The organism is Staphylococcus ureilyticus (assembly GCF_002902235.1).
Lineage (GTDB): Bacteria > Bacillota > Bacilli > Staphylococcales > Staphylococcaceae > Staphylococcus > Staphylococcus ureilyticus.
In genome coordinates, this window is sequence record NZ_PPRL01000141.1 from 22,021 (window position 1) to 48,657 (window position 26,637).

22 protein-coding genes and 1 tRNA gene are annotated in these 26,637 nt (G+C 33.6%); 20 read left to right on the forward strand and 3 right to left on the reverse strand.

Features of this window, described 5'->3' with window-relative positions; genetic code table 11:
* Positions 1-20: 20 nt before the first annotated feature.
* The 19 genes from CD150_RS12030 (at position 21) to CD150_RS12120 (ending at position 24,108) form a co-directional block, all read left to right on the forward strand.
* The gene (locus tag CD150_RS12030) at positions 21-1,289 is read left to right on the forward strand and encodes a DEAD/DEAH box helicase family protein (protein ID WP_073343186.1); all 1,269 of its coding nucleotides are present in this window, start codon (positions 21-23) and stop codon (positions 1,287-1,289) included.
* Positions 1,290-1,399: 110 nt separating this feature from the next.
* On the forward strand, positions 1,400-1,960 hold the full coding sequence (locus CD150_RS12035) for a ComF family protein (protein WP_240621236.1): 561 nt from the start codon (positions 1,400-1,402) through the stop codon (positions 1,958-1,960).
* 66 nt (positions 1,961-2,026) lie between these two features.
* Positions 2,027-2,593 carry a ribosome hibernation-promoting factor, HPF/YfiA family gene (gene hpf / locus CD150_RS12040; RefSeq protein WP_046207428.1) on the forward strand — a complete coding sequence of 189 codons (567 nt, stop codon included), beginning with the start codon at positions 2,027-2,029 and terminating at the stop codon, positions 2,591-2,593.
* A gap of 279 nt (positions 2,594-2,872) precedes the next feature.
* Entirely contained in the window at positions 2,873-5,404 is a 2,532-nt protein-coding gene (secA, locus tag CD150_RS12045) for a preprotein translocase subunit SecA (RefSeq protein ID WP_046207429.1), read from the forward strand.
* 243 nt (positions 5,405-5,647) lie between these two features.
* A protein-coding gene (gene prfB, locus CD150_RS12050; protein ID WP_103161627.1) for a peptide chain release factor 2 occupies positions 5,648-6,773 on the forward strand; the annotation gives its coding sequence in 2 pieces (ribosomal slippage) (positions 5,648-5,719 and positions 5,721-6,773; 1,125 coding nt in all).
* A gap of 412 nt (positions 6,774-7,185) precedes the next feature.
* Positions 7,186-8,106 (forward strand): COG3942 and LysM peptidoglycan-binding domain-containing protein, encoded by a 921-nt coding sequence (locus tag CD150_RS12055; RefSeq protein WP_073343177.1) that lies wholly within the window; start codon positions 7,186-7,188, stop codon positions 8,104-8,106.
* 352 nt (positions 8,107-8,458) lie between these two features.
* Positions 8,459-9,100, forward strand: coding sequence for a YfbR-like 5'-deoxynucleotidase (locus CD150_RS12060; protein ID WP_019469491.1), 642 nt, complete (start codon positions 8,459-8,461; stop codon positions 9,098-9,100).
* Positions 9,101-9,105: 5 nt separating this feature from the next.
* Entirely contained in the window at positions 9,106-9,336 is a 231-nt protein-coding gene (locus CD150_RS12065) for a CsbA family protein (RefSeq protein WP_019469490.1), read from the forward strand.
* A gap of 308 nt (positions 9,337-9,644) precedes the next feature.
* The gene (uvrB, locus tag CD150_RS12070; RefSeq protein WP_174894801.1) at positions 9,645-11,630 is read left to right on the forward strand and encodes an excinuclease ABC subunit UvrB; all 1,986 of its coding nucleotides are present in this window, start codon (positions 9,645-9,647) and stop codon (positions 11,628-11,630) included.
* 5 nt (positions 11,631-11,635) lie between these two features.
* Positions 11,636-14,473, forward strand: a complete 2,838-nt coding sequence (gene uvrA / locus CD150_RS12075) for an excinuclease ABC subunit UvrA (protein WP_073343171.1) — start codon at positions 11,636-11,638, stop codon at positions 14,471-14,473.
* A gap of 336 nt (positions 14,474-14,809) precedes the next feature.
* Positions 14,810-15,748 carry an HPr(Ser) kinase/phosphatase gene (hprK, locus tag CD150_RS12080; RefSeq protein WP_046207434.1) on the forward strand — a complete coding sequence of 313 codons (939 nt, stop codon included), beginning with the start codon at positions 14,810-14,812 and terminating at the stop codon, positions 15,746-15,748.
* Positions 15,745-16,581 (forward strand): prolipoprotein diacylglyceryl transferase, encoded by an 837-nt coding sequence (gene lgt / locus CD150_RS12085; protein WP_073343168.1) that lies wholly within the window; start codon positions 15,745-15,747, stop codon positions 16,579-16,581. The genes hprK and lgt overlap by 4 nt, the downstream gene beginning before the upstream one ends.
* Before the next feature lie 9 nt (positions 16,582-16,590).
* Positions 16,591-17,067 carry an acyltransferase gene (locus CD150_RS12090; RefSeq protein ID WP_073343164.1) on the forward strand — a complete coding sequence of 159 codons (477 nt, stop codon included), beginning with the start codon at positions 16,591-16,593 and terminating at the stop codon, positions 17,065-17,067.
* A gap of 23 nt (positions 17,068-17,090) precedes the next feature.
* Positions 17,091-18,539 (forward strand): tetratricopeptide repeat protein, encoded by a 1,449-nt coding sequence (locus tag CD150_RS12095; RefSeq protein WP_073343161.1) that lies wholly within the window; start codon positions 17,091-17,093, stop codon positions 18,537-18,539.
* 65 nt (positions 18,540-18,604) lie between these two features.
* On the forward strand, positions 18,605-19,549 hold the full coding sequence (trxB, locus tag CD150_RS12100) for a thioredoxin-disulfide reductase (RefSeq protein ID WP_046207438.1): 945 nt from the start codon (positions 18,605-18,607) through the stop codon (positions 19,547-19,549).
* 475 nt (positions 19,550-20,024) lie between these two features.
* Positions 20,025-20,951 carry an RNase adapter RapZ gene (gene rapZ, locus CD150_RS12105; RefSeq protein WP_046207439.1) on the forward strand — a complete coding sequence of 309 codons (927 nt, stop codon included), beginning with the start codon at positions 20,025-20,027 and terminating at the stop codon, positions 20,949-20,951.
* Positions 20,938-21,924 carry a gluconeogenesis morphogenetic factor MgfK gene (gene mgfK / locus CD150_RS12110; RefSeq protein WP_070039122.1) on the forward strand — a complete coding sequence of 329 codons (987 nt, stop codon included), beginning with the start codon at positions 20,938-20,940 and terminating at the stop codon, positions 21,922-21,924. The genes rapZ and mgfK overlap by 14 nt, the downstream gene beginning before the upstream one ends.
* Positions 21,925-21,975: 51 nt before the next feature.
* Positions 21,976-22,920: a DNA-binding protein WhiA gene (gene whiA, locus CD150_RS12115; protein WP_046207441.1), complete on the forward strand. Its 945-nt coding sequence runs from the start codon at positions 21,976-21,978 to the stop codon at positions 22,918-22,920.
* 342 nt (positions 22,921-23,262) lie between these two features.
* Positions 23,263-24,108 carry a YitT family protein gene (locus tag CD150_RS12120; RefSeq protein ID WP_046207442.1) on the forward strand — a complete coding sequence of 282 codons (846 nt, stop codon included), beginning with the start codon at positions 23,263-23,265 and terminating at the stop codon, positions 24,106-24,108.
* A gap of 243 nt (positions 24,109-24,351) precedes the next feature.
* On the opposite strand, the gene CD150_RS12125 is transcribed toward CD150_RS12120, so the two are convergent.
* Positions 24,352-24,423: transfer RNA gene (locus CD150_RS12125), tRNA-Arg, on the reverse strand.
* Between the two features lie 150 nt (positions 24,424-24,573).
* Between CD150_RS12125 and clpP the strand changes: the two genes are divergently transcribed.
* Positions 24,574-25,158 carry an ATP-dependent Clp endopeptidase proteolytic subunit ClpP gene (gene clpP, locus CD150_RS12130; protein WP_046207443.1) on the forward strand — a complete coding sequence of 195 codons (585 nt, stop codon included), beginning with the start codon at positions 24,574-24,576 and terminating at the stop codon, positions 25,156-25,158.
* Positions 25,159-25,299: 141 nt separating this feature from the next.
* On the opposite strand, the gene CD150_RS12135 is transcribed toward clpP, so the two are convergent.
* Positions 25,300-25,497 carry a hypothetical protein gene (locus tag CD150_RS12135; protein WP_073343093.1) on the reverse strand — a complete coding sequence of 66 codons (198 nt, stop codon included), beginning with the start codon at positions 25,495-25,497 and terminating at the stop codon, positions 25,300-25,302.
* An 18-nt stretch (positions 25,498-25,515) separates the two neighbouring features.
* The gene (locus CD150_RS12140; RefSeq protein ID WP_064209495.1) at positions 25,516-26,412 is read right to left on the reverse strand and encodes a TIGR01777 family oxidoreductase; all 897 of its coding nucleotides are present in this window, start codon (positions 26,410-26,412) and stop codon (positions 25,516-25,518) included.
* Positions 26,413-26,637: the final 225 nt, after the last annotated feature.

Here is a 26,637-nt window from a genome sequence, read left to right on the forward strand (position 1 = left end):
CAATTAAATATTATGGAAGAATGATTAATGATAAATCTTTATTAACAGATGAACGTATAAAGCAAACAACGAAAGGTGTGGTATTAGATAATGGCTATTGGACATGTGCTCAATGTCACTCACGCCGACAAACGCATTTTTACAAATATCTATCAACAGTGTTAGATAAGGAGATTGTCTACTGTAGAAATTGTATCAATATGGGTAGAATGGATAATATAACTGAAATCTATATCATAGAAAGTCAGAATGTAATGACACCTTGTCATTATCAATTACCATTCAAATTATCAGAACAACAACAATTTGCATCTGACAAAATTGTATCAGCGATTGCAGGCTTTCGTTCACTATTGCTCCATGCAGTCACAGGTGCAGGTAAAACTGAGATGATATTTGAAGGAATTAAATTTGCGCGGAACCACGGTTATAATGTCGCAATTGTATCTCCTCGAGTTGATGTTGTTTTAGAAGTCAGTATGAGGATTAAGTCAGCTTTTCACGAAGAAAAAATAGATGTATTGCATCAATCATCACAGCAACAATATAATGGCCATTTTGTTATCGCCACAATTCATCAACTCTATCGTTTCAAACAACATTTTGATGTGATAATTGTAGATGAAGTAGATGCCTTTCCTTTACCTACAGAACCAACGTTAATACAAGCATTGCAGCATGCCTCGAAGTTAAAACACTGTCATATATTAATGACTGCCACACCAACAAAAGCTTTAATGAAACAAATTAGCAATTTAGAAATTATTCAATTACCTGCGCGTTTTCATAGACATCCTTTACCCGTGCCTCAATTTAAATTCCTTAGAATCAATCCCAATAAGAAGCAATATAAATTATTACGATTTTTACAACATCAAGTCAATCAACGACGATATACGCTAGTCTTTTTTAACAATATTACTTTAATGAAACAACTGTATCAGTTATATAAAGCTGAAATTCCATCTTTAACATATGTCTACAGCAATGATGTATTTCGTTTTGATAAGGTGAAACGTTTGAGAAACGGGGAACATACCGTTGTTTTCACCACTACCATTTTAGAAAGAGGCTTTACTATGGCAAAACTCGATGTTGTAATCATAAACAGTCATCAGTTTGAAACGAGTGCCATCATTCAAATATCAGGAAGAGTTGGAAGAAAAGCAGAAGCACCTACAGGAAGTGTATTTTGTTTGCATGAAGGGATCACACTATCTATGATTAAAGCTCAATATCAGATAAGGAAAATGAATCAACTTGCACAAAAAAGAAGGTGGATAGATTGACTGCGACATGTTTATATTGTCACATCTATTATTCAGAACCTTTAAATGCATTTACGTTTTACAAAAAGGCTTCAAAATTGTGCGATGATTGCAATCATCTCTGGGAGGTAATGAAATTAAAGACGACGAATCGATGTGCAACATGTTTGAAGTTACGCAATGAAACTGAAATATTATGTTCGGATTGTGCCGAGTTAGCTTCGAAGTTTAAATTAATGAATAAATTGTATTGTCATTACCGATATGACGGTATTGTAAAAGAAATGATTCAACAATATAAATTTCAAAGAGATGTTGCAATCGCAGAAGTAATCGCAGAAAAAGTTAAATTGCCTCATTACAAATATTATTACATTATCCCCATACCGTCCCCTTTATTTAGAGATAAAGAAAGAACATTTAACCCCGTACAACTAGTATTAGACATACAAAAAGTTAAGTATTATTGTCTGCTTGCCACACACTCACATATTAAACAATCAGAATTAAGTAAAGAAAAACGTATGCAACGACCCAATCCTTTTGTAATGGAACAAAGTGTGGATTTAAAAGGAAAATGTATTTTATTGATCGATGACATTTATACTACAGGCTTAACGGTTCATAATGCGGCACAGCTATTACTTGATAGAAAAATCAGAAAATTCGATGTGTTTACGTTTGCACGCTAGGTTATTCGTGGTATTATAGAAATAAGCACTATTACCAATATAGAGGTTTTAAAGGAGTCGATTACTATGATCAGATTTGAAATTCACGGAGAGAACCTCACTATTACTGATGCGATTCGCAACTATATTGAGGAGAAAATTGGTAAATTAGAACGTTACTTTAACAATGTGCCAAATGCAACTGCACACGTTAAAGTTAAAACGTACCAAAACTCAGCAACTAAAATAGAAGTAACTATTCCATTGAAAAATGTTACGCTAAGAGCGGAAGAACGTCATGATGATTTATACGCTGGTATTGATTTAATTAATAGCAAATTGGAAAGACAAGTTAGAAAATATAAAACGCGTGTAAATCGTAAAAATAGAAAAAATGACGAACAAGAAGCTTTTGCATCATTACCTGAAGAACAAGAAGCAGAAAATCTTCAAAATGATGACAATGATAGTGAAATTGAGATTATTCGTTCAAAAAATTTCAGTTTAAAACCTATGGATTCTGAAGAAGCAGTATTGCAAATGGATTTATTGGGCCATGATTTCTTCATTTTTACAGATCGTGAAACAGATGGTACGAGCATAGTTTATAAAAGAAAAGATGGCAAATATGGGCTAATTGAAACAACTGAATAATTTAATTAAATTAGTGTCATATTTATAAAAGTAGTAGCGTCCATGATTGAGTGAAATCATGGACGCTCATTTTTTGCTGTGTTATTATGTAATAATTTGAAAGTGAACATGTATGTTGTGTATATTTTAAATGAGTCAATATTATAATTTGTATTCAAAAACATGTAAGTAAATATAGTATAGATGGCACGATAAACGTAATAAGTGTAAATTTAGGCTTATAAATGATATTATAAATTGTTGTAAACTAAGAGTTATATAGCTAAAGGAGCGAACAGAATGGGTTTTTTATCAAAAATTGCAGATGGCAATAAAAGAGAAATAAAACGCCTTGGTAAATTAGCCGACAAAGTCCTTGCACTAGAAGAGGATATGTCGATATTAACTGATGAAGAAATTAAAGAAAAGACGAAAAATTTTCAAGCGCAAGTTCAAGCAGAAGACGATATTAAAAAGCAAAATAAAATTTTAGATGATATTTTACCAGAAGCCTTTGCATTGGTAAGAGAAGGATCAAAGCGTGTATTCAACATGATTCCTTATAAAGTACAAGTTATGGGTGGTATTGCCATTCATGGTGGCGACATTTCTGAAATGAGAACTGGTGAAGGTAAAACGTTAACGGCGACAATGCCAGTTTATTTAAATGCGTTAACAGGACGTGGTGTACATGTTATTACAGTCAATGAATATTTATCTAGTGTACAGAGTGAAGAAATGGCAGAATTATATGAATTTCTTGGATTAAGTGTTGGTTTGAACTTAAATAGTAAAACTACTGCAGAGAAAAGAGAAGCTTACGCATGTGATATTACTTATAGTACCAACAACGAATTAGGATTTGACTACTTACGTGATAACATGGTGAATTATGCAGAAGAACGCGTGATGAGACCACTTAATTTTGCGATTATTGATGAAGTAGACTCAATCTTAATTGATGAAGCACGTACGCCGCTTATTATTTCAGGAGAGGCAGAGAAGTCAACGTCACTTTATACGCAAGCAAATGTTTTTGCTAAAATGCTTAAAAACGAAGATGATTATAATTATGATGAAAAGACAAAAGCTGTGCAATTAACAGAACAAGGTATTGATAAAGCAGAGCGTATGTTTAAAATTGATAACCTTTACGACGTGAAAAATGTTGATATCATCAGTCATATTAATACAGCGTTACGTGCGCATGTTACGTTACAAAGAGACGTAGATTATATGGTGAACAACGGCGAAGTATTGATTGTTGACCAATTTACAGGACGTACAATGCCTGGACGTCGTTTTTCAGAAGGATTGCACCAAGCGATTGAAGCTAAAGAAGGTGTGAAAATTCAAAACGAATCCAAAACAATGGCTTCAATTACATTCCAAAACTACTTCAGAATGTATAATAAATTATCTGGTATGACAGGTACTGCAAAAACAGAAGAAGAAGAATTTAGAAATATTTACAATATGACAGTTACACAAATTCCTACGAACAGACCAGTACAACGTATTGATAAGCCAGATTTAATTTATATCAGTCAAAAAGGTAAATTTGATGCAGTTGTAGAAGATGTCATTCAAAAGCACAAACAAGGTCAACCAGTCTTATTAGGGACTGTTGCCGTTGAAACAAGTGAATATATTTCTAACTTATTGAAAAAACATGGCGTACGTCATGATGTCTTAAATGCGAAAAATCACGAACGTGAAGCGGACATTATCGCAAGTGCTGGCCAACGCGGTGCAGTGACAATTGCTACCAACATGGCTGGTCGTGGTACGGATATCAAATTAGGTGATGGTGTTGAAGAAATTGGCGGTTTAGCAGTAATTGGTACAGAGCGCCATGAATCACGTCGTATAGATGACCAATTACGTGGTCGTTCAGGTCGTCAAGGTGACAAAGGTGATAGCCGTTTCTATTTATCGTTACAAGATGAGTTAATGGTGCGCTTTGGTTCGGAACGTTTACAAAATATGATGAATCGATTGGGTATGGATGATTCAACACCAATTGAATCTAAAATGGTTTCTCGTGCTGTTGAATCAGCTCAAAAACGTGTTGAAGGTAATAACTTTGACGCTCGTAAACGTGTCCTTGAGTATGATGATGTACTACGTAAACAACGTGAAATTATCTATAGCGAACGTAATGATATTATTGACAGCGACGAAAGTAGCGAATTAATTAACGCAATGCTACGCTCTACATTAGAAAGAAGTATTCAATATTATGTAAATGAAGAAGATGACGACCCAGACTATGAACCATTCATCAACTATGTAGAAGACGTCTTCTTGAATGAAGGCGAATTAAAAGTTGAAGATATTAATGGAAAAGATAATGATGATATTTTTGAGGTTGTATGGTCAAAAATAGAAATAGCATTAAAAGAGCAAAAAGAAAAAATTGGTAGTCAGTTTGATGAATTTGAACGTATGATTTTACTTCGTTCTATTGACACACATTGGACAGACCATATCGATACAATGGATCAATTGCGTCAAGGTATTCACTTACGTTCGTATGGACAACAAAATCCACTACGTGACTATCAAAATGAAGGTCACCAATTATTTGATACTATGATGCAAAACATTGAAGAAGACGTAAGTAAATATATTCTAAAATCAGTGATTTCCGTTGAAGATGACGTAGAACGTGATAAGACAACTGATTTTGGTAAAGCTGAGCATGTATCAGCAGAAGATGGAAAAGAAAAAGCGAAAGCAGAGCCTTATGTTAAAGATGAACATATAGGTAGAAATGACCCATGTCCTTGCGGTAGTGGTAAAAAGTATAAAAACTGTCATGGCGCTTAAGTTTATCTAATATGATACACATGTGAGACAGGATTTCACTATTTGAATTATTTTTATATGTCAGGCATCTTTTACAGTTAAATTGTAGCGTTTAACTGTGAAAGATGTTTTTTTTAACATAAGCTAGCAATGATTTGGTGCTTAAGTTGAAATTAACAGTTTATATTTTGTATCATATGTATGATAGTCTAGTAATTAATTTAGCAATTATACTTCATTCGAAAAATTTAGGAGAGATGCATAATGGAATTATCTGAAATTAAGCGTAATTTAGATGCTTATAAAGAAAAGTTAGAACAACTTAGGGGGTCTCTTTGACTTAGAAGAAAAAGAGACGAACATACAAGAATACGAAGAAATGATGGCGGATCCTTCATTTTGGGATAATCAAGATAAAGCGCAAGACGTAATAGATAAAAATAATGCTTTAAAATCTGTTGTCAATGCGTACAGAGATTTAGAAGCAAATATAGAAGATATGGAAACGACACGAGAATTATTGTTAGAAGAAGACGATACGTCGATGAAAGACGATTTAGAAGCGAGCGTCACTCATTTTCAAAACGAATTAAACCAATTTGAACTACAATTATTGTTAGATGGGCCTTATGACGCGAATGATGCAATTATTGAATTGCATCCTGGTGCAGGTGGTACTGAATCACAAGATTGGACAAATATGTTGTTGAGAATGTATCAACGCTACTGTGAGCAAAAAGGCTTTAAAGTTGAAATCGCAGACTATTTACCTGGAGATGAAGCGGGCGTAAAAAGTGTAACAATGATTGTGAAAGGTCATAATGCATATGGTTTTTTAAAATCCGAGAAAGGTGTACATCGACTCGTACGCATATCACCGTTTGATTCATCTGGTCGTCGACATACATCTTTTGCTTCATGTGATGTCATACCACAATTTAATAACACTGAAATAGAAGTAGAAATCAATCCTGATGATATTACTGTTGATACATTTAGAGCTTCGGGCGCAGGTGGTCAACATATCAATAAAACCGAATCTGCTATTAGAATTACCCATCATCCAACAGGTATTGTGGTAAATAACCAGAATGAACGTTCACAGATCAAAAACAGAGAGGCTGCAATGAAAACATTGAAGTCTAAACTATATCAATTAAAAATTGAGGAACAAGAACAAGAAATGGCCGAAATCCGTGGAGAACAAAAAGAAATCGGTTGGGGAAGTCAAATTAGATCTTATGTATTCCATCCATATGCAATGGTTAAAGATCATAGAACAAACGAAGAAACCGGTAAAGTCGATGCAGTCATGGATGGTGATTTAGGACCGTTTATCGAAGCTTATCTACGCAAGCAAATGAATCTGAATCATTCAGAAAAAGATTAATACTTAAATAGAACAAGTATTATTCATAACTTTATGAGTGAGCTAGAAACCAATGTATCACTTATTGTTTTCTAACTTACTCATATTTTTTATAGCAGTATAAAGTAGGCAAGACTGACACGTTCATACGAAACGACTGCTTAATTTATTTCAGTAATTTTTAGATAAACTACTACTTATATGTAAAATACAAACTTAAATATTACAGTTAAAGTTAACAGATATTCAAAGGTGATTAAAACTATTGTGATAAAGATAAGAAAGCTATGATTAAAGCGTTAAAAGGGGATTCATTCAAAAATATCTTTTGCATTACAAAACGATAACAAGGGTAAAAGTATTCAGAGAATATGCTATATTATGATTGATTAAATATTGAATAAAATTAGACAGCAAAGGATTGAAATACATCATGAAGAAAGGCTTAACTTTTTCTGTAACTTCTGCAGCACTGTTTTTTGGAATGAATGGTCTAGCGTCAGCTGATCAAGTACATACAGTGAAAGAAGATACGGATTTATCAAATATAGCGCATGCATTCGCAACAACGACTCATACGATACAATCATTGAATCATATGGAATTTGTGCAGTCGGTTAAGGTTGGGCAAACGCTTGTATTACCTGACGAAGATATTGTAGAAGTTAAAGAAGGCGATACACTTCAAAGTATTGCGAATAAACATCACCTCAGTTTAAATGAACTTTATCAATTAAATCCCTTCATTACTGAAACAATTTATCCTGGTCAACTCATTGCAGTTTCTGAAAAAGGATCGTCACATTTAGACAACCAACTACAGAGTGCATACGCACAAAGTGACTCGAATAATGATCCATTCACAACAGGGGTAACAACTGAAAACAGTAATGCATTCACAAGATTAGCGAACGATTATATACCAGTAAAGCAGCAATCTTGGTCAAATCATAGTGTTGATGCGCGCAATACCCCTTCAAATGGTGACAACCTTCACAACAATAGCTATCAATCAAAACACTATGTAGCTGGTGGGCAGAATTATTATGCTTGGGGACAGTGTACATACTACGCTTTTGATAGACGTCAACAACTTGGTAAATCTATAGGCAATTTATGGGGCAATGCTAATAACTGGGCATCGGCTGCGCGTCAAAATGGTTATGTGGTTAATTCTACACCTGAAGTAGGTGCTATTTTACAGAGTAGCGCTGGAAATTATGGTCATGTAGGGATTGTAGAACGTCAAAACAGTGATGGATCCATTTTAGTTTCAGAGATGAACATGCAAGGCTTGGGACAAAAATCCTATAGAACGATTTACAATTCAGGACAATATAATTATATTCATTAAAAAATAAAAACTTATATCTAGCAGTTTTATCTGCAATTGTAACAATATTCTTAATGTATAGTCCGGGACATAAACATGTCTCGGGCTTATTATTTTAGAGGCCCTTCGTGCAGGCTAAACGTGTCAGAATCAGTATTTTTCACACTCAATATGATTTTCACTAAAATTTATTACAGTCTTATTTTTTTGAATCTTGTAAAATGAGTAAAACTTGAAAGACAAAAAAGTAAGTTATATTTTAAAATTAGAACGATTTGATGATATTTAACGGCATTAAAAAGACATTTTACATATGGAATGATATTATAAAATCAAGTATAATCAATCATTAAATAAATGAGGAGGCGCTATCATGGGAGTACATCAATATTTTAAACGTTTATCAGACTTAGAAAAATTAATACGATTGCCTGGGAAATTTAAATATTTTGAGCATAATGTTGCTGCACATTCTTTTAAAGTGACTAAAATTGCTCAGTATTTAGGCACAGTAGAAGAATATCACGGCAATAAAGTAGATTGGAAAAGCTTATACGAAAAAGCCTTAAACCATGATTTCGCCGAAATTTTTACAGGAGATATAAAAACGCCAGTCAAATATGCGAGTGGAGAATTAAAAAAATTATTCTCACAAGTAGAAGAAGAAATGGTAGATCATTTTATAAACGAAGAAATACCAGAACAATATCAATCCATATATCGAGAGCGACTGCAAGAAGGAAAAGACGATTCGCTAGAAGGTCAAATCTTATCAGTTGCTGATAAAATTGATTTGTTATATGAAACATTTGGTGAAATTCAAAAACGTAACCCTGAACCACTATTTTTTGAAATATACGAAATGTCATTAGAAACAATCATGCAATTTGATCATTTGAATTCAGTACAAGATTTTATAGAAAATATTATTCCTGAAATGCTTACAGAGCGATTTATACCAAAATCGGAATTACGAGAAACAACGATGTCTATTTTAAATAATAGGAACGGGTGACATGAATGATCTGGTATATACTTGCATCTTTTTTTCCATGCATACTTGTCGTATTGTTTAGCGTACTGACTAGGAGTAAATGGGTAGGTACGATTTTAACTTTGATTTTAATAGGTACTTCAATTGAAAAAGGATTTTTTCATGATGAATGGATTATTTTTATAGATGTTGCTTCATTATTAGCAGGTTACTTAATTATTGACCAACTAGAACTCCATAAAAAAGAAGATGATTAAGTATTAAGCGTTAAGCAACTTAATTGTAATAGCATGATGAAAGGTATATAATTATTTAACTTCATTTTATCTGAATAAAAATTTATGAACGCAAACAAACATGGTATTATACTGTGTTTGTTTTTATTTAGTGAAATATCATTTTTGCGAACAAATGTTTGTATTGAAAGTAATAAATCTGTTAAAATGTAAACTGTTAATAGTATACTTAAGTAAAATATAGTTACAGCCACTATAGTAAGTCGCGTATTAAATGAGATATTTAAACTATGTTCGAACGGATAGAAATATAATAGGAGGCATGTGTCATTATGGAACACTACCCATTTAAATTACAATCGAATTTTGATCCTAAAGGTGATCAACCAGAAGCGATTCGACAAATTGTAGATGGTGTGAATGCGGGTAAGAGACATCAGACTTTACTTGGAGCTACGGGTACAGGTAAGACATTTACAATGAGTAATGTGATTCAACAAGTTGGTAAACCGACTTTAATCATCGCCCATAACAAAACGTTAGCAGGACAATTATATAGTGAATTTAAAGAATTCTTTCCTGAAAATAGAGTCGAGTATTTTGTCAGTTACTACGATTATTATCAACCAGAGGCGTATGTACCATCAACTGACACATTTATTGAAAAAGATGCGTCAATTAATGATGAAATTGATCAATTGCGTCACTCTGCGACAAGTGCACTATTTGAAAGAGATGACGTCATTATCATAGCTAGTGTGAGCTGTATCTATGGTTTAGGTAATCCAGAAGAATATCGGGACTTAGTGGTTAGTGTTCGTGTAGGTATGGAAATGGACAGAAGCGAGTTACTTAAAAAATTAGTAGATGTGCAATACACAAGAAATGATATAGATTTCAGACGCGGTACGTTCCGAGTTAGAGGAGATGTTGTAGAAATATTTCCTGCCTCTCGTGAAGAAATGTGTATTCGCGTTGAATTTTTCGGAGATGAAATAGATAGAATACGAGAGGTTAATTACTTAACTGGAGAAGTGTTGAGAGAGCGCGATCATTTTGCTATTTTCCCAGCTTCCCACTTCGTTACACGAGAAGAAAAAATGAAATCTGCCATCCAACGTATTGAAAATGAACTTGAAGAGCGATTATCAGAATTACGTTCTGAGAATAAATTGCTTGAAGCTCAGCGCTTAGAACAAAGAACGAATTATGATTTGGAAATGATGAGAGAGATGGGATTTTGTTCAGGTATTGAAAATTATTCTGTACATTTGACACTTAGACCCATGGGTTCCACGCCTTATACATTGCTTGATTATTTTGGAGATGACTGGCTTGTGATGATTGATGAGTCACATGTGACATTACCACAAATTAGAGGTATGTATAATGGTGACCGTGCGCGTAAACAAGTACTTGTGGATCATGGATTTAGGCTACCAAGTGCTTTAGACAATAGACCGTTAAAATTTGAAGAATTTGAAGAAAAAACGAAACAACTCGTATATGTATCTGCTACACCAGGACCTTATGAATTAGAACATACAGATGAAATGGTGGAGCAAATCATTCGTCCAACAGGATTATTAGATCCTAAAATTGAAGTGAGACCTACAGAAAATCAAATTGATGATCTGCTTGGCGAAATACAAACGCGTATTGAACGAAATGAACGTGTTTTAGTAACGACATTGACTAAAAAGATGAGTGAAGACTTAACCACGTATATGAAAGAAGCAGGCATTAAAGTGAATTATTTACATTCAGAAATTAAAACTTTAGAGCGAATTGAAATTATTCGAGATTTACGTGTGGGTACCTACGATGTGATTGTTGGTATTAACTTATTAAGAGAGGGTATTGATATACCAGAAGTATCACTAGTCGTTATTTTAGATGCAGATAAAGAAGGCTTCTTACGCTCTCAGAGATCACTTGTCCAAACAGTAGGTCGTGCAGCCCGTAATAGTGGTGGTGAAGTGATTATGTATGGTGATAAAATTACGGATTCAATGCGCTATGCACTTGATGAAACAGAGCGTCGTAGATCGATCCAACAAGCATATAATGAAAAACATAATATTACACCAACTACTATTAATAAAAAAATTCATGATGTGATCAGTGCTACTGTTGAAACAGATGAAACAAACGAAGCAAAACGTACGGAAGTACCTAAGAAAATGACGAAAAAAGAGCGTGAGAAAACGATTGATAATATAGAAAAAGAAATGAAGCAAGCAGCTAAAGACTTAGACTTTGAAAAAGCAACTGAACTCAGAGATATGTTGTTTGAATTAAAAGCAGAAGGGTGACGAAAATGAAACAACCATCCATTGTAGTTAAAGGGGCACGTGCCCATAATTTAAAAGATGTTGATATTGAAATACCTAAAAATAAACTTATAGTTATGACAGGTTTATCTGGATCAGGCAAATCTTCATTGGCTTTTGATACGATTTATGCAGAAGGTCAACGTAGATATGTAGAGTCATTAAGTGCTTATGCAAGACAGTTTTTAGGACAAATGGATAAACCAGATGTCGATACAATTGAAGGTTTATCTCCTGCGATTTCAATAGACCAAAAAACAACGAGTAAAAACCCAAGATCTACGGTTGCTACAGTTACTGAAATTTATGATTATATTCGTCTGTTATATGCGCGTGTTGGGAAGCCATTTTGCCCTAATCATGGTATCGAAATTGAATCTCAAACTGTGCAACAAATGGTCGATCAAGTATTACAACTTGAAGAGCGTAGTAAGATTCAATTACTGGCGCCTGTAGTAACTCATAGAAAAGGTGCGCACGAAAAATTAATTGATGATATTAGTAAAAAGGGATATGTACGTGTGCGTGTTGATGGCGAAATTATTGATGTTAATGAAGTGCCGAATTTAGATAAAAATAAGAATCATACGATAGAAGTTGTCATAGATCGCCTTGTAATCAAAGAAGGTATTGAAACCCGTCTAGCAGATTCTATAGAAACGGCGTTGCAATTAGCTGAAGGTAACTTAATCGTAGATATTATTGGTGGCGATGAGTTAAAATTTTCCGAAAATCATGCTTGTCCCATTTGCGGATTCTCAATCGGAGAATTAGAACCACGAATGTTTAGTTTTAACAGCCCATTCGGTGCTTGTCCAACTTGTGATGGTTTAGGACAAAAACTGATGGTCGATTTAGACTTAGTCGTTCCTGATAAAGAAAAATCATTGAATGAAGGTGCAATCGTTGCCTGGGAATCATCAAGTTCAGACTTTTATCCAACATTATTAAATCGTGTTTGTGAAGTCTATAAAATAAATATGGACAAACCATTCAAAAAATTAACTGAACGTCAAAAGGATATTATTCTTTATGGTTCCAAAGATAAAGAAATTGAATTTACATTCAAGCAACGAAATGGCCAAACGAGAAAACGTACAATGGCGTTTGAAGGTGTGATTAATAATATCAATAGACGTTATCATGATTCTCCTTCAGAACTTGTAAGAGAAATGATGAGCAAATACATGACAGAACTCACTTGTGAAACTTGCCACGGTAAACGATTAAGCCGTGAAGCCTTATCAGTATATGTGGATGGGAAAAACATTGGTGAAGTGGTAGAACGTTCAATTAAAGATGCATTATATAACTATGAACATATCACATTGTCAGAACAAGACAGAAAAATTGCCAATCAAATTCTAAAAGAGATTAATTCGAGATTAGAATTTTTATATAACGTAGGTTTAGAGTACTTAACCTTAAATCGTGCATCTGGCTCTTTATCAGGTGGTGAGGCGCAACGCATACGTTTGGCAACTCAGATTGGTTCTAGGCTTTCTGGTGTATTATATGTTTTAGATGAACCTTCTATAGGCTTGCATCAACGTGATAATGATCGGTTAATTAGCACATTAAAAGAAATGCGCGATCTAGGTAACACTTTAATCGTTGTTGAACATGATGATGATACGATGCGTGCTGCAGATTACTTAGTAGACGTAGGACCAGGTGCTGGTGAACACGGTGGTGAAATTGTTGCTAGTGGTACGCCTAAACAAGTTATGGCAAATACAAATTCATTAACAGGTCAATATTTGAGTGGTAAGAAAAAAATTGAGGTGCCAGAATCACGTCGTGAAGTTACGGATAGAAAGATTAGTGTTAAAGGTGCACGAAGTAATAATTTGAAAGATGTTAGTGTAGACTTTCCGCTTTCAACGATGAATGTTGTTACAGGTGTGTCTGGTTCTGGTAAAAGTACATTAGTCAATGAAGTATTGTATAAGTCATTAGCTAAGAAGATTAATAAATCTAAAGTCAAACCAGGAGATTATGATGAAATTAACGGTATAGACCAACTTGATCGTATTATTGATATTGATCAATCACCGATTGGTAGAACCCCACGTTCTAATCCAGCAACCTATACTGGTGTTTTTGATAATATACGAGATATTTTTGCACAAACGAATGAAGCAAAAGTGAGAGGTTATTCTAAAGGTCGCTTTAGTTTTAATGTTAAAGGTGGTCGTTGTGAAGCATGTAAAGGTGACGGTATCATTAAAATAGAAATGCACTTTTTACCAGATGTTTATGTGCCTTGTGAAGTTTGTGATGGTACTAGATACAATCGTGAAACGCTTGAAGTAACATACAAAGGTCAAAACATTGCAGATGTCTTGGCTATGACTGCCGAAGAAGCAACAAACTTTTTTGAAAATGTGCCTAAAATACATCGTAAATTGAAAACATTAGTTGATGTTGGTTTAGGTTATGTTACTTTAGGACAACCGGCTACGACATTATCTGGTGGTGAAGCACAACGTGTTAAACTTGCTTCAGAATTGCATAAACGCTCTACAGGTCGTTCTATCTATATTCTAGATGAACCAACCACTGGTTTACATGTTGATGATATTAGTCGATTGTTAAAAGTATTAAATAAATTGGTTGATAATGGTGACACAGTTGTTATCATCGAGCACAATTTAGACGTTATAAAAATGGCTGATCACATTATTGATTTAGGTCCAGAAGGCGGTGATGGTGGTGGCACAATTGTTGCAACAGGCACACCAGAAGATATCGCAAAAGTGAAGGGTAGCTATACTGGTCAATATTTAAAACCAGTTTTAGAAAGAGATACTGTTCAAGCATAACGTTATATTGAATAAACTTTGTAATAACATATAAAATATTAGTTACTCCATACAAGTAGACATCATCATATGTCAGAATGTATGGAGTATTTTTTGATACCTAATATTTTAATTTATTTAGACATGTTGGGTGGTCAACGCAATAATTTAAAATGATTTAAAATAAATTAAATGTTTAAATCAGTGACAGTAATTTCATTCATAAATAATATAAGGTATGATGTTTACGATAGGATTTATTTTGGACTTCTGTACTTTTTTATATAGATTATCAGTCCTTTTTGATATGATAATGACATATGTAATTTCAGGAGAAATATTAATAGAGGTGAATCTATGTTAACAACAAAGAGTTTAATTGAACGCTTTAACCTTGAGCTTATAGCTGGAGAGTCAGGCTTAAATAAACAAATAAAAAATACAGATATATCAAGACCAGGATTAGAAATGGCTGGATATTTTTCTCACTATGCATCCGACCGCATTCAGTTGTTAGGGACAACAGAGTTGTCATTTTATAACCTACTACCTGATGAAGAGCGCAAAGGACGTATGAAAAAATTATGCCGGCCAGAAACACCAGCAATTATTGTGACAAGAGATTTAGAACCGCCAGAAGAGCTTGTAGCATCAGCAAAAGAGTTTGATACACCGCTTATCACATCAACAGTTGCAACAACGCAATTAATGAGTCGTTTAACGACTTTCTTAGAACATGAGCTGGCAAGAACAACTTCATTGCACGGTGTGTTGGTAGATGTGTATGGTGTCGGTGTGCTTATAACAGGAGACTCAGGCATTGGTAAAAGTGAAACAGCACTTGAATTAATCAAGCGTGGTCACAGACTTGTCGCGGATGACAACGTAGAAATTAGAGAAATAAGTAAAGATGAATTGATTGGTAGGCCACCTAAATTAATAGAGCATTTATTAGAAATTAGAGGTTTAGGTATTATTAATGTCATGACACTGTTTGGTGCAGGTTCCATTTTGACTGAAAAGCGTTTACGTTTAAATATTCATTTGGAAAATTGGCATAAAGATAAATTGTATGACCGTGTTGGCTTGAATGAGGAAACATTGCGCATCTTAGATACTGAGATTACTAAAAAGACGATACCGGTTAGACCAGGTCGTAACGTAGCAGTGATTATTGAAGTTGCAGCCATGAACTACAGACTTAATATTATGGGCATTAACACTGCAGAAGAATTCAATGAACGCTTAAATGCTGAAATTATGCGTAACGGTAGCAACAATAAGGAGAATCAATGATGTTATTGAATTATATTGATCCAATCGCATTTGAGCTTGGTCCTATTTCGGTTCATTGGTATGGCATTATCATCGCCGCAGGTATACTATTAGGATATTTTATCGCTCAAGAAAGTGTTAAACACATAGGTTTTGATAAAGATATATTGATTGATATCATCTTTTGGAGTGCGATTTTTGGTTTTATCGCAGCCAGAATCTATTTTGTTATTTTTCAATGGCCATACTATGCACAACATCCAATAGAAATACCAATGATTTGGTATGGTGGTATCGCTATCCACGGTGGTCTAATTGGTGGTTTTATCACAGGTATTTTCGTGTGTAAACAAAAAAATATCAATCCATTTCAAATTGGTGATGTGATTGCGCCAAGTTTGATTTTAGGACAAGGTATTGGTAGATGGGGTAACTTTATGAATCATGAAGCCCATGGAGGTCCTGTGTCTAAATCATTTTTAGAAAATATCCATATACCGGACTTTATTATTGACAATATGTATATTGATGGACAATACTACCAACCGACGTTTTTATACGAATCTATATGGGATATTCTAGGTTTTGTTATATTAATTTCATTAAGAAAACACTTACGTATAGGTGATACTTTCGCACTATATCTTATCTGGTATTCTATAGGTAGATTCTTTGTAGAAGGTTTGCGCACAGATAGTTTAATGCTCACTGGAGATATACGTGTTGCTCAACTGATGTCTGTCGTGCTTATAGTTGCTGGAATTGTCCTTATGATAGTTAGAAGAATGAAATATAATGCACCACGATATAAAGATGTTGGCCCTTTAACATGGTCAAAGCAAAAGGTGAAGTGATAGAATATAATGCGTGACTTAAAAAAGTTAAAAGTTGACGGTGAAAATCCGTTGTGGCATATGTATCGTTATATAAGCCGCCTCAAAATGTTTAAGCAAACAGTGATTGTTGAAGTTTGTCGCTACTTACCTAATGTGAAATTAAAGCATTGGATGTATCGCAATTTATTAAATATGAATATAGGTAGACATAGTGCATTTGCATTTAAAGTCGTACCTGATTTATTGCATCCTGAATATATCACGATTGGTGAAAACTGTGTCATAGGTTATAATACAACTATTTTGACGCATGAATTTTTAGTAAATGAATTTCGAACAGGGCATGTTGATATTGGAAATCATACGTTAATCGGAGCCAATGTAACCATTTTGCCTGGTGTAAAAATTGGGGATTATGTGAAAGTTGGTGCTGGTACTGTAGTATCTAGAGATATCCCAAATCACACATTGGCGTACGGAAATCCAATGCAACTGAAACAATGACTAAATACAGGAGGTGAACATGGATGGCGCAAAACAACAATAAAATTATTTCAATGAAGCTTGACAGTCCTTTTTATAGGAAATTAGCGGACCAAAAATATCAACAACAAGATTATAAAAAGGCAGCAGAATACTATGAAAAAGTGCTTGAAATGTCACCCCAGGAATTTGATGTTTTTGAAATTAAAGTAAAATTATCAGAGTGTCTCGCACATCTTGGTTATAACAATAGAGCAGAACATATTTTTTATGAAATGATTGCAAAGCAAGAATCAGTCATGGATAGTTACTATCAACTCAGTCAACTGAATATTACACTAAATGAAGCAAATAAAGCTTTTTTATTTGGAATGAATTACGTCATTTTAGCAGAAGATGATGATTACCAAGAAGAGCTAGAAGAAATGTTTGAAGTTACTTATAACTCAGAAGAAAAGATTGAGATTGAATGTCAATTATTTGCTGTTCAACTCATTTTTCAATATTTATTCTCACAAGGTAGACTACCTGAAGCAAGAAATTTTATTTTGAATCAAAATGAAGCGATTCAAGATCATCGAGTGGTTAGAAATTTATTAGCTATGTGTTACCTTTATCTCAATGAATATGATACTGCTAAAGTAATGTTTGAACGTTTACTTAATGAGGACAATACTGATGTACATGCGCTTTGCCATTACACATTATTATTGTATAACACTAATGAACAAGAAAAGTATCAACGTTATTTAAATATTTTAAGTAAAGTTGTACCTATGAATGATGATGAATCATTCAAATTAGGTATTGTCCTATGTTATTTAAAACAATATGAAGCTTCCCAAAAATTATTACAACCTCTTTATAGAAAAGGGAAATTTCTTTCTATACAAATGTATAATGCGTTGAGCCATAATTATTATCATCTCAATCATATTGAAGATAGCAAGTTTTTTTGGTCCAAGTTACAAGAAATATCTAAGGTAGATGTAGGTTATGCACCTTGGGTCATTGAACAAAGCAAGTCGTACTTTAACGAGCAAGTGTTACCACTATTATTAAGTGATGATAGTCATCATAGGTTATACGGGATTTTCTTGTTAAATCAATTAAAGGGTCGTGAAGTACTACTCACACAAGATATATGGGCTGTCTTAGAAGATATGAATGATTATGAAAAACTATATTTAACTTATCTTATTCAAGGTTTACAGTTAAATAAGTTAGATTTCATTCATAGAGGCATGTTAATGTTGTATAATATTGAATATTTGAAAAATAACGCAGAATTATTTATTGTATGGATTGATAAAGCAGAGGCAATTATAGCAGAACAAGCAGATTTAACATATGTAGATGATTATGTGGCAGCTTTTGTTTATATGTATTATCGTAGTATGGATGCTAAGATAACGAAGCAACAAGTATTGGAATGGTTTGATATAACAGCTTATCGTTTGAATAAAACGATAGATTATTTGGTAAGCATATAATTTTATGAAATGCAAGAAATCGTATATAATGCGTATAATGAATTAATAAACAGGAGGCAATTTAAATGGCTGAACAAGTGGATTTTGATGTTGCAATTGTAGGCGCAGGACCAGCTGGTATGACTGCTGCCGTATATGCATCGCGTGCAAACTTAAGTACTGTAATGATTGAACGTGGTATGCCAGGTGGACAAATGGCAAATACAGAAGAAGTTGAAAATTTCCCAGGTTTTGAAATGATAACAGGGCCAGATTTATCAACTAAAATGTTTGAACATGCTAAAAAATTTGGTGCAAAATATCAATATGGTGATATCAAATCAATAGAAGACAAAGGTCAATACAAAGTTATAAATCTTGGGAACAGTGAAATTACTGCACGAGCTGTGATTATATCTACTGGTGCTGAATATAAAAAAATTGGTGTGCCAGGTGAACAAGAATTAGGCGGTCGCGGTGTAAGTTATTGTGCAGTATGTGATGGTGCATTCTTCAAAAACAAAAAATTATTTGTCATCGGTGGTGGAGATTCAGCAGTTGAGGAAGGTACATTCCTTACAAAATTTGCTGATAGTGTAACAATCGTACACCGTAGAGATGAACTACGTGCGCAAAAAATCTTACAAGATCGTGCATTTAAAAACGATAAAATCGATTTTATTTGGAGCCATACTCTAAAAACAATCAATGAAAAAGACGGCAAAGTTGGTTCAGTTACTTTAGAATCTACTAAAGATGGTGCTGAACAAACATTAGATGCTGATGGTGTTTTCGTATACATTGGTATGAAACCACTAACAGCACCATTTGAAAATTTAGGCATTACAAATGAAGTAGGTTATATTGTTACTAATGAAGATATGAGTACGAAAATACCAGGCGTATATGCTGCTGGTGACGTACGTGCAAAAGGTCTACGTCAAATCGTAACTGCAACAGGCGATGGCAGTATTGCAGCACAAAGTGCAATTTCATATATTGAAGAATTAAAAGATGTTATAGAAGCATAGGCATAAACGCGTTATTTACTGTAATTAATTAAATAATAACGAGATTCAGACAGAGCTAGAATGTACCAACCTTACACGAATCATGTAGGTTGAGCATTCTAGCTTTTTTACATAATCGCATTTTAGGGTTGAAGTATTCGCTAGTTGTGCGTTTTAGTTTTATTATGCAGATGTATGCGTGATGATTTTTAAAACGTCGTAAAGGGATGCTGTTTTCATAAATGATGTGAATCGAAAAGAAGATAAAGGTCCTTTAACATTTTTGGCAACAACTTTGTTACTTTTAAGTCAGTCTGCAATAGCAGTTAAGGTGAATTAAGTGATAAAACTACTACCAAAGTCGTTTTTCATGTAAAATATAATGTGATAGCATAGTGGTCATAAACTGACTAAGTTAAAACGATTGCGTATATGGATAAAAAATTCCAATACTATAAATGGAATATAAAAAATAATCTTTGGATGGTGTAAAGCAATGCAACGAGAAGAAAAAGAAGTGACTAAAAGTGAATTATTAGTTGTGACTGGTTTGTCTGGCGCAGGTAAGTCGGTTGTAATTCAAAGTTTAGAAGATATCGGTTATTTTTGTGTAGATAATTTACCTCCAATACTATTGCCGAAGTTTGTAGAATTAATGGGTCAAGGAAATCCTTCGTTGCAAAAGGTTGCCATTGCCATTGATTTAAGAGGGAAAGAACTTTTCAAATCATTGATTAAAGAAATCGATCAAATCAAAAGCAACTCAGACATTATCGTTGATATGATGTTCCTAGAAGCATCCAACGAAAAGTTGATTTCGCGTTATAAAGAGACGCGACGTGCACATCCATTAAACGAACAAGGCCAGCGCTCATTAATTGAAGCAATTGAAGAAGAACGTAGCTTACTCGCTGAAATTCAAAGTTTAGCAAATTATACGATTGATACATCATTTATGAAACCTAAAGAGCTTCGTAAGCGCATTGGAGATTACTTTAATCAAAGTAATTATCAAACATTTAATATCAATGTAACAAGTTTTGGGTTTAAACATGGTATTCAAATGGATGCAGATTTAGTGTTTGATGTGAGATTTTTGCCAAATCCGCATTATGTAGATGAACTCAGACCATTAACTGGTGAAGACGAAGCAGTATATAATTACGTTATGAAATGGAAAGCAACAAATATTTTTTATGAGAAATTAATGGATTTATTAAAATTTATGATTCCAGGTTATAAAAAAGAAGGTAAATCACAACTTGTGATAGCGATTGGTTGTACTGGAGGCCAGCATCGTTCTGTAGCTTTAGCAAAACGTATTGGTGCAGAGCTTAATGAAAATTTTGACTATAATGTATATGTGCATCATAGAGATGCTCAAATTGAAAGTGGCGTGAAACGAAAAAATGAAAAGAATTAAACTTGTACTTATTGGCGGTGGTACAGGTTTATCTGTTTTAGCACGTGGTTTAAAAGACTTCCCGATAGATATTACAACGATTGTCACAGTTGCTGATGATGGAGGTAGTACGGGGAAAATCAGAAATGAAATGGATATTCCTGCACCAGGTGACATACGAAATGTAATTTCAGCACTCAGTGATTCTGAATCAACAATTGAAAGATTGTTTCAATATCGTTTTAAAGAAAATCAAGTTGAAGGTCATTCTTTAGGCAACTTATTGATAGCTGCATTAACGAATATGAATGATGATTTTGGCCATGCAGTAAAAGAATTAAGTAAAATTTTAAATATAAGAGGCCGTGTGATACCATCTACAAATTCTAGTGTACGCTTAAATGCAGTGATGGAAGATGGCGAAATTGTTTATGGTGAATCAAAAATTCCTAAAAAAAATAAAAAAATCGAACGTGTATTTTTAGAACCAGAAAATGTAGAACCTATGGAAGAAGCGGTTGAAGCGATAGAGGATGCAGACTTAATCGTTTTAGGACCAGGTTCGTTATATACAAGTGTAATCTCAAATTTATGCGTTAAAGGTATTGCGGATTCGTTATTAAATTGTGATGCGCCTAAGCTATATGTATCAAATGTTATGACACAACCTGGTGAGACCAATCATTACACTGCCTTAGATCATGTCGAAGCAATACATAATCACATGGGTCGTCAATGTATAAACTATGCTATATGTAGTACCCAAACTTTTAACACTGATGTCTTACAACGTTATAAAGAAGATGGGGCAGTTCCAGTTAAATGCAATATGAGTGATATGGAAGCACAAAACATCAAAGTTTTTACGCACGAAAACTTGGTGGAAGTATCACAAGAAAATTATGTTCGACACAATACAGAGGTCTTGTCTAAAATGATTTACGAGATCGCTATGAGAGAGACAGAAACGATTGAATTTAAACGAGATAAATAAAATCGTAAAAAAACTAAGTATTAAACTTAGATAAGAAGGGGCTGAAGATGTATGAGCTTTGCATCAGAAATGAAAAATGAACTGACTAGAATAGAAGTAGATGAAACAAATGCAAAAGCAGAGCTCAGTGCGCTTATACGGATGAATGGTGCACTCAGTCTTTCCAATCAACAATTTGTGATTAATGTTCAAACTGAAAATGCTACGACAGCAAGACGGATATATTCCTTAATAAAAAAAGTGTTTAATGTTGAAGTAGAGCTACTTGTAAGAAAAAAAATGAAATTAAAAAAGAACAATATTTATATTTGTAGAATTAAAGCACGTGCTAAAGAAATTTTAGATGAATTAGGTATATTGAAAAATGGTGTCTTTACGCATGAAATAGATGAAGCGATGATTCGTGAAGATGAAATGAAAAGAAGTTATCTACGAGGTGCTTTTCTTGCGGGTGGATCAGTGAATAATCCAGAAACATCTTCTTATCATTTAGAAATATTTTCATTGTATGAAGACCATTCCGAAGGTATTACGAATTTAATGAATGAATATGAACTCAATGCTAAACATCTAGAACGAAAAAAAGGAAGCATTGCTTATTTAAAAGAAGCTGAAAAAATTTCTGATTTCTTGAGTTTAATCGGTGGCTATCAGGCATTACTTAAATTTGAAGATGTGCGTATTGTTAGAGATATGAGAAATTCCGTAAATCGATTGGTCAATTGTGAAACGGCGAATTTAAATAAAACCGTTAGTGCAGCGATGAAGCAGGTCGAAAGCATTCAACTAATCGACCAAGAAATTGGTTTAGATAATCTTCCTGATCGATTACGGGAAATAGCGAAGTTACGCATAGAGCATCAAGAAATTTCTCTGAAAGAATTAGGCGAAATGATGTCTACAGGTACAATTTCTAAATCCGGTGTCAATCATCGTTTAAGAAAATTAAACCAAATGGCTGATAAAATTCGTAGTGGTGAAACAATTGAACTTTAATCATTTGTCTGTAAAAGAAAATGGCGTTTATTACCAGTGATAAAATTAATTTTAAAAATATATTAAAATGTTATTGAAAAAAACTGCGTTTTGATATTATAATATGCTAATTAGATTTATATATGACGCCTCATATGAGGTGTCTTTTTTAATATGTTTCAAACGGAGTTGTATTTTCTGAAGCATCAATTTACTTTGTTGACACCAAATAGATTATGACGATAAAGCGTATGCTATTGCAGTCTAAGGTTAGATACAGCTAAGTATCATATTTAGTACAGGTTATGGCAGATAGTCTGTGACATGATTAAAATTTAAATGAAATGGAATGGGAGTGAATCAATGACAGCATTAATAAAAAATCATTATAAAAGTATCATCTTATGTTTAATTGGAACGTTTATCAACGCTATAGGTGTAAATTGCTTTTTACTTGGATCGAATTTGGGTGATGGCGGTACGGTAGGTATTGCGCTAGCCTTAAAATACACTTTGGGATTTTCTCCAGCTTGGTCTTCTTTGATTATTAATACAATAGTCGTTTTTATCGGCTGGAAGTATTTAAGTAAAACAATCGCTGTTTATACCGTTATTTCAAACACGGCACTCTCATTCTTTTTACGAGTAACTGAAAATATTAATTTAGGGATAGATGATTTTGTTATAAATTCTGTATTTGGTGGTGCAATTATAGGAATAGGTGCTGGACTAGTAATTTCTACAGGGAGTACACTTGGAGGCACATCCGTAATTGCTAAAATTATAAGTAAATACTCAGAAATGAAGACATCACAAGGTATTTTTATTCTAGATGGCATTGTCGTCTTATCATTCTTGATGGTGTTACCATTAAAGAATGTCTTGTTTACGATTATTATGCTATTCATTACTGAAAGAGCGACTTCATTTATAATTGAAGGCTTTAATCCTAAAAAAGGCGTTACAATCATATCTAATAAGAATGAAATCATCAGTGACAAAATTAATTCCTTTACTGGTCGGGGCTCAACTTTATTAAATGGAAAAGGTGGTTATGCAAAAACGGAAACAACGATGTTATATGTTGTTGTGCCGCAATCTCAGGTGACAAGAGTGAAAAAATTAGTCAATGAAGTAGATGAAAATGCCTTTTTAGTTATTCATGATGTGCGAGATGTCTTAGGCAGCACGTTTATCAATGTAAAGTAATAGTGTTATGCTTAAGTTATTAAATATTGATAAATAAATACAAAATCATTTTCACAAAATCTTAAACGCTTAAATGTTGAAATTTAAGCGTTTTGAATAACAGCGAGTTTCAAATCTACTGGTTTGGTATTTTTCAAGGTGTGAAAATAAAAAAAGACTTTCATCAACGGATAGTAAATGTCAATGAAAGCCCGAAAACTTCAATGTTCAGTTTGATGGTTTTAAGGAAGATTATCCAAAATATCCCCTCGAAGGGAATCGAACCCCTATTCTAAGAACCGGAATCTTATGTGTTATCCATTACACTACGAGGGGTAAATAACAATAATATTAGTGTACAAATCTTATAAGTGTTGGTCAACAATAATTTATAATGTTTAATGAAATTCTAAGCGTTATTTTTTGACCATATTTGACTTTTAGGTTAAAATAAATTTATCAGTTAGAAATAAGGAGGCAATATTAATGAATTTAATACCTACAGTAATTGAAACTACAAACCGTGGGGAACGTGCTTATGATATTTACTCACGTTTATTAAAAGACCGTATTATTATGTTAGGTTCACAAATTGATGACAACGTAGCCAACTCTATCGTATCACAATTATTATTTTTACAAGCACAAGATGCTGAAAAAGATATCTATCTTTACATTAACTCACCAGGTGGTAGTGTAACTGCTGGATTTGCTATTTATGATACAATTCAACACATTAAACCAGATGTGCAAACGATTTGTATTGGTATGGCTGCATCTATGGGTTCATTCTTACTTGCAGCAGGAGCAAAAGGTAAACGCTTTGCTTTACCAAATGCTGAAGTAATGATTCACCAACCACTTGGTGGTGCGCAAGGTCAAGCAACTGAAATTGAAATTGCCGCTAATCATATTCTGAAAACACGTGCTAAATTAAATAAAATTTTAGCTGAGCGCACAGGTCAATCAATTGAACAAATTGAAAAAGATACTGACCGTGATAACTTCTTATCAGCAGAAGAAGCTAAAGAATACGGTTTAATCGATGATGTTATGGTGCCAGAATCATAATATATCGCGTAAGATAATAATGACATACAAGTAACAAAAAACAAGTCACGACAATGTACGACCATTTCTAAAATGCATGATGCATATACGATGTGGTTGACATGTGTGGCTTGTTTTTTTAATAATATTTTGAAAGTATGATTAGTGTTTATTTAAGAGATTTTGTTTCTTTTTATAAATTAAAATAATCGAAATGACTAACGTCAATAATCCAATGATTACTAAAGATATAGAAATGACGATCATAATAGCAGGTTTTTCAAATGCCAAAATACCATTGGTGATGAGGAGTAAACCTGCAATGAATAATAAGATATGGCTAATACTATCTTGTTTCATTTTTAAATAGTCCCTTTCTTAATGAACTAAATTTTCTAGTGCTAGTTTCAGATTTGGGTATTTGAATTCAAAATCTAGTGCTTGCAACTTATTAGGTAAAACTTTTTGAGTATCAAGTACAACTGTCGACATTTCACCTAAGATAAGTCTGAGTGCAAATGAAGGTACCCATGTATAGTGTGGGCGATGAACTTCTCTTGCAATGGTATAACCAAACATATTTTGATGTTCTGCAATAGGTGATGTGAAATTAAATACGCCGCGTGCTTTTTCATTATTTATGGTATAGAGTATCGCTCTTGTTAAATCTTCAATATGAATCCAAGAATACCATTGTCTACCACTACCTATTTTACCACCGACATTTAAATCATAAGGTAATTTCATCAATGGTAATGCACCACCTTGATTTGATAGTACCATTCCAAATCTGCCAATAATTACTCGTGTGCCTAATGATTCAAATTGACGTGCTAAACGTTCCCACTGATATACCACTTCAGATAAAAAATCAAATGGTAATGTTTGATACAGCTCGGTATATGTACGTGTTAAATCAGGTTTGTAATAACCTACTGCGCTGGCGTTAAAGAATACAGCTGGCTTTTGCTTTCTGTTTTTAAAAAGGTCGTATAGTGCCTGAGTAGATTGTAATCGACTTAACATTATATTTTGTTTATGTGAGGAGGTCCAGCGATTATTTAAGCTAGCACCGGCTAAATTGATCACGATATCAATATCTGGAATTTGGCTTTCCCAATTCGGTTCTGACCAGTTAACATATGTGATTTTAGGATGTGATGTAGCATTGTTTTGTCTTGTTAATATCGTGATTTTGGAATCACTTTGTTGTATTGCCTCGATTAGCTGAGTACCTACTAGACCAGTACCGCCTGTAATTAGATAGTGTTTCATAGTATCACCTCATAGAATTATAGTATGGAATCGTTCAGGCTTTAAATGCAAGTAAATCTCATAAAGAGTATGACAAAATTTATTCGAATTTTGTTCAAAAATATGTCATTTACTATGTCTAAGATGTATTTAAAATAAAATCATATGTCGTTATAATAAAGGTACCTTCGATATTAATTAATCATCTCTTAATTATTTCGAGTATACCCCATAATATACTAGCGA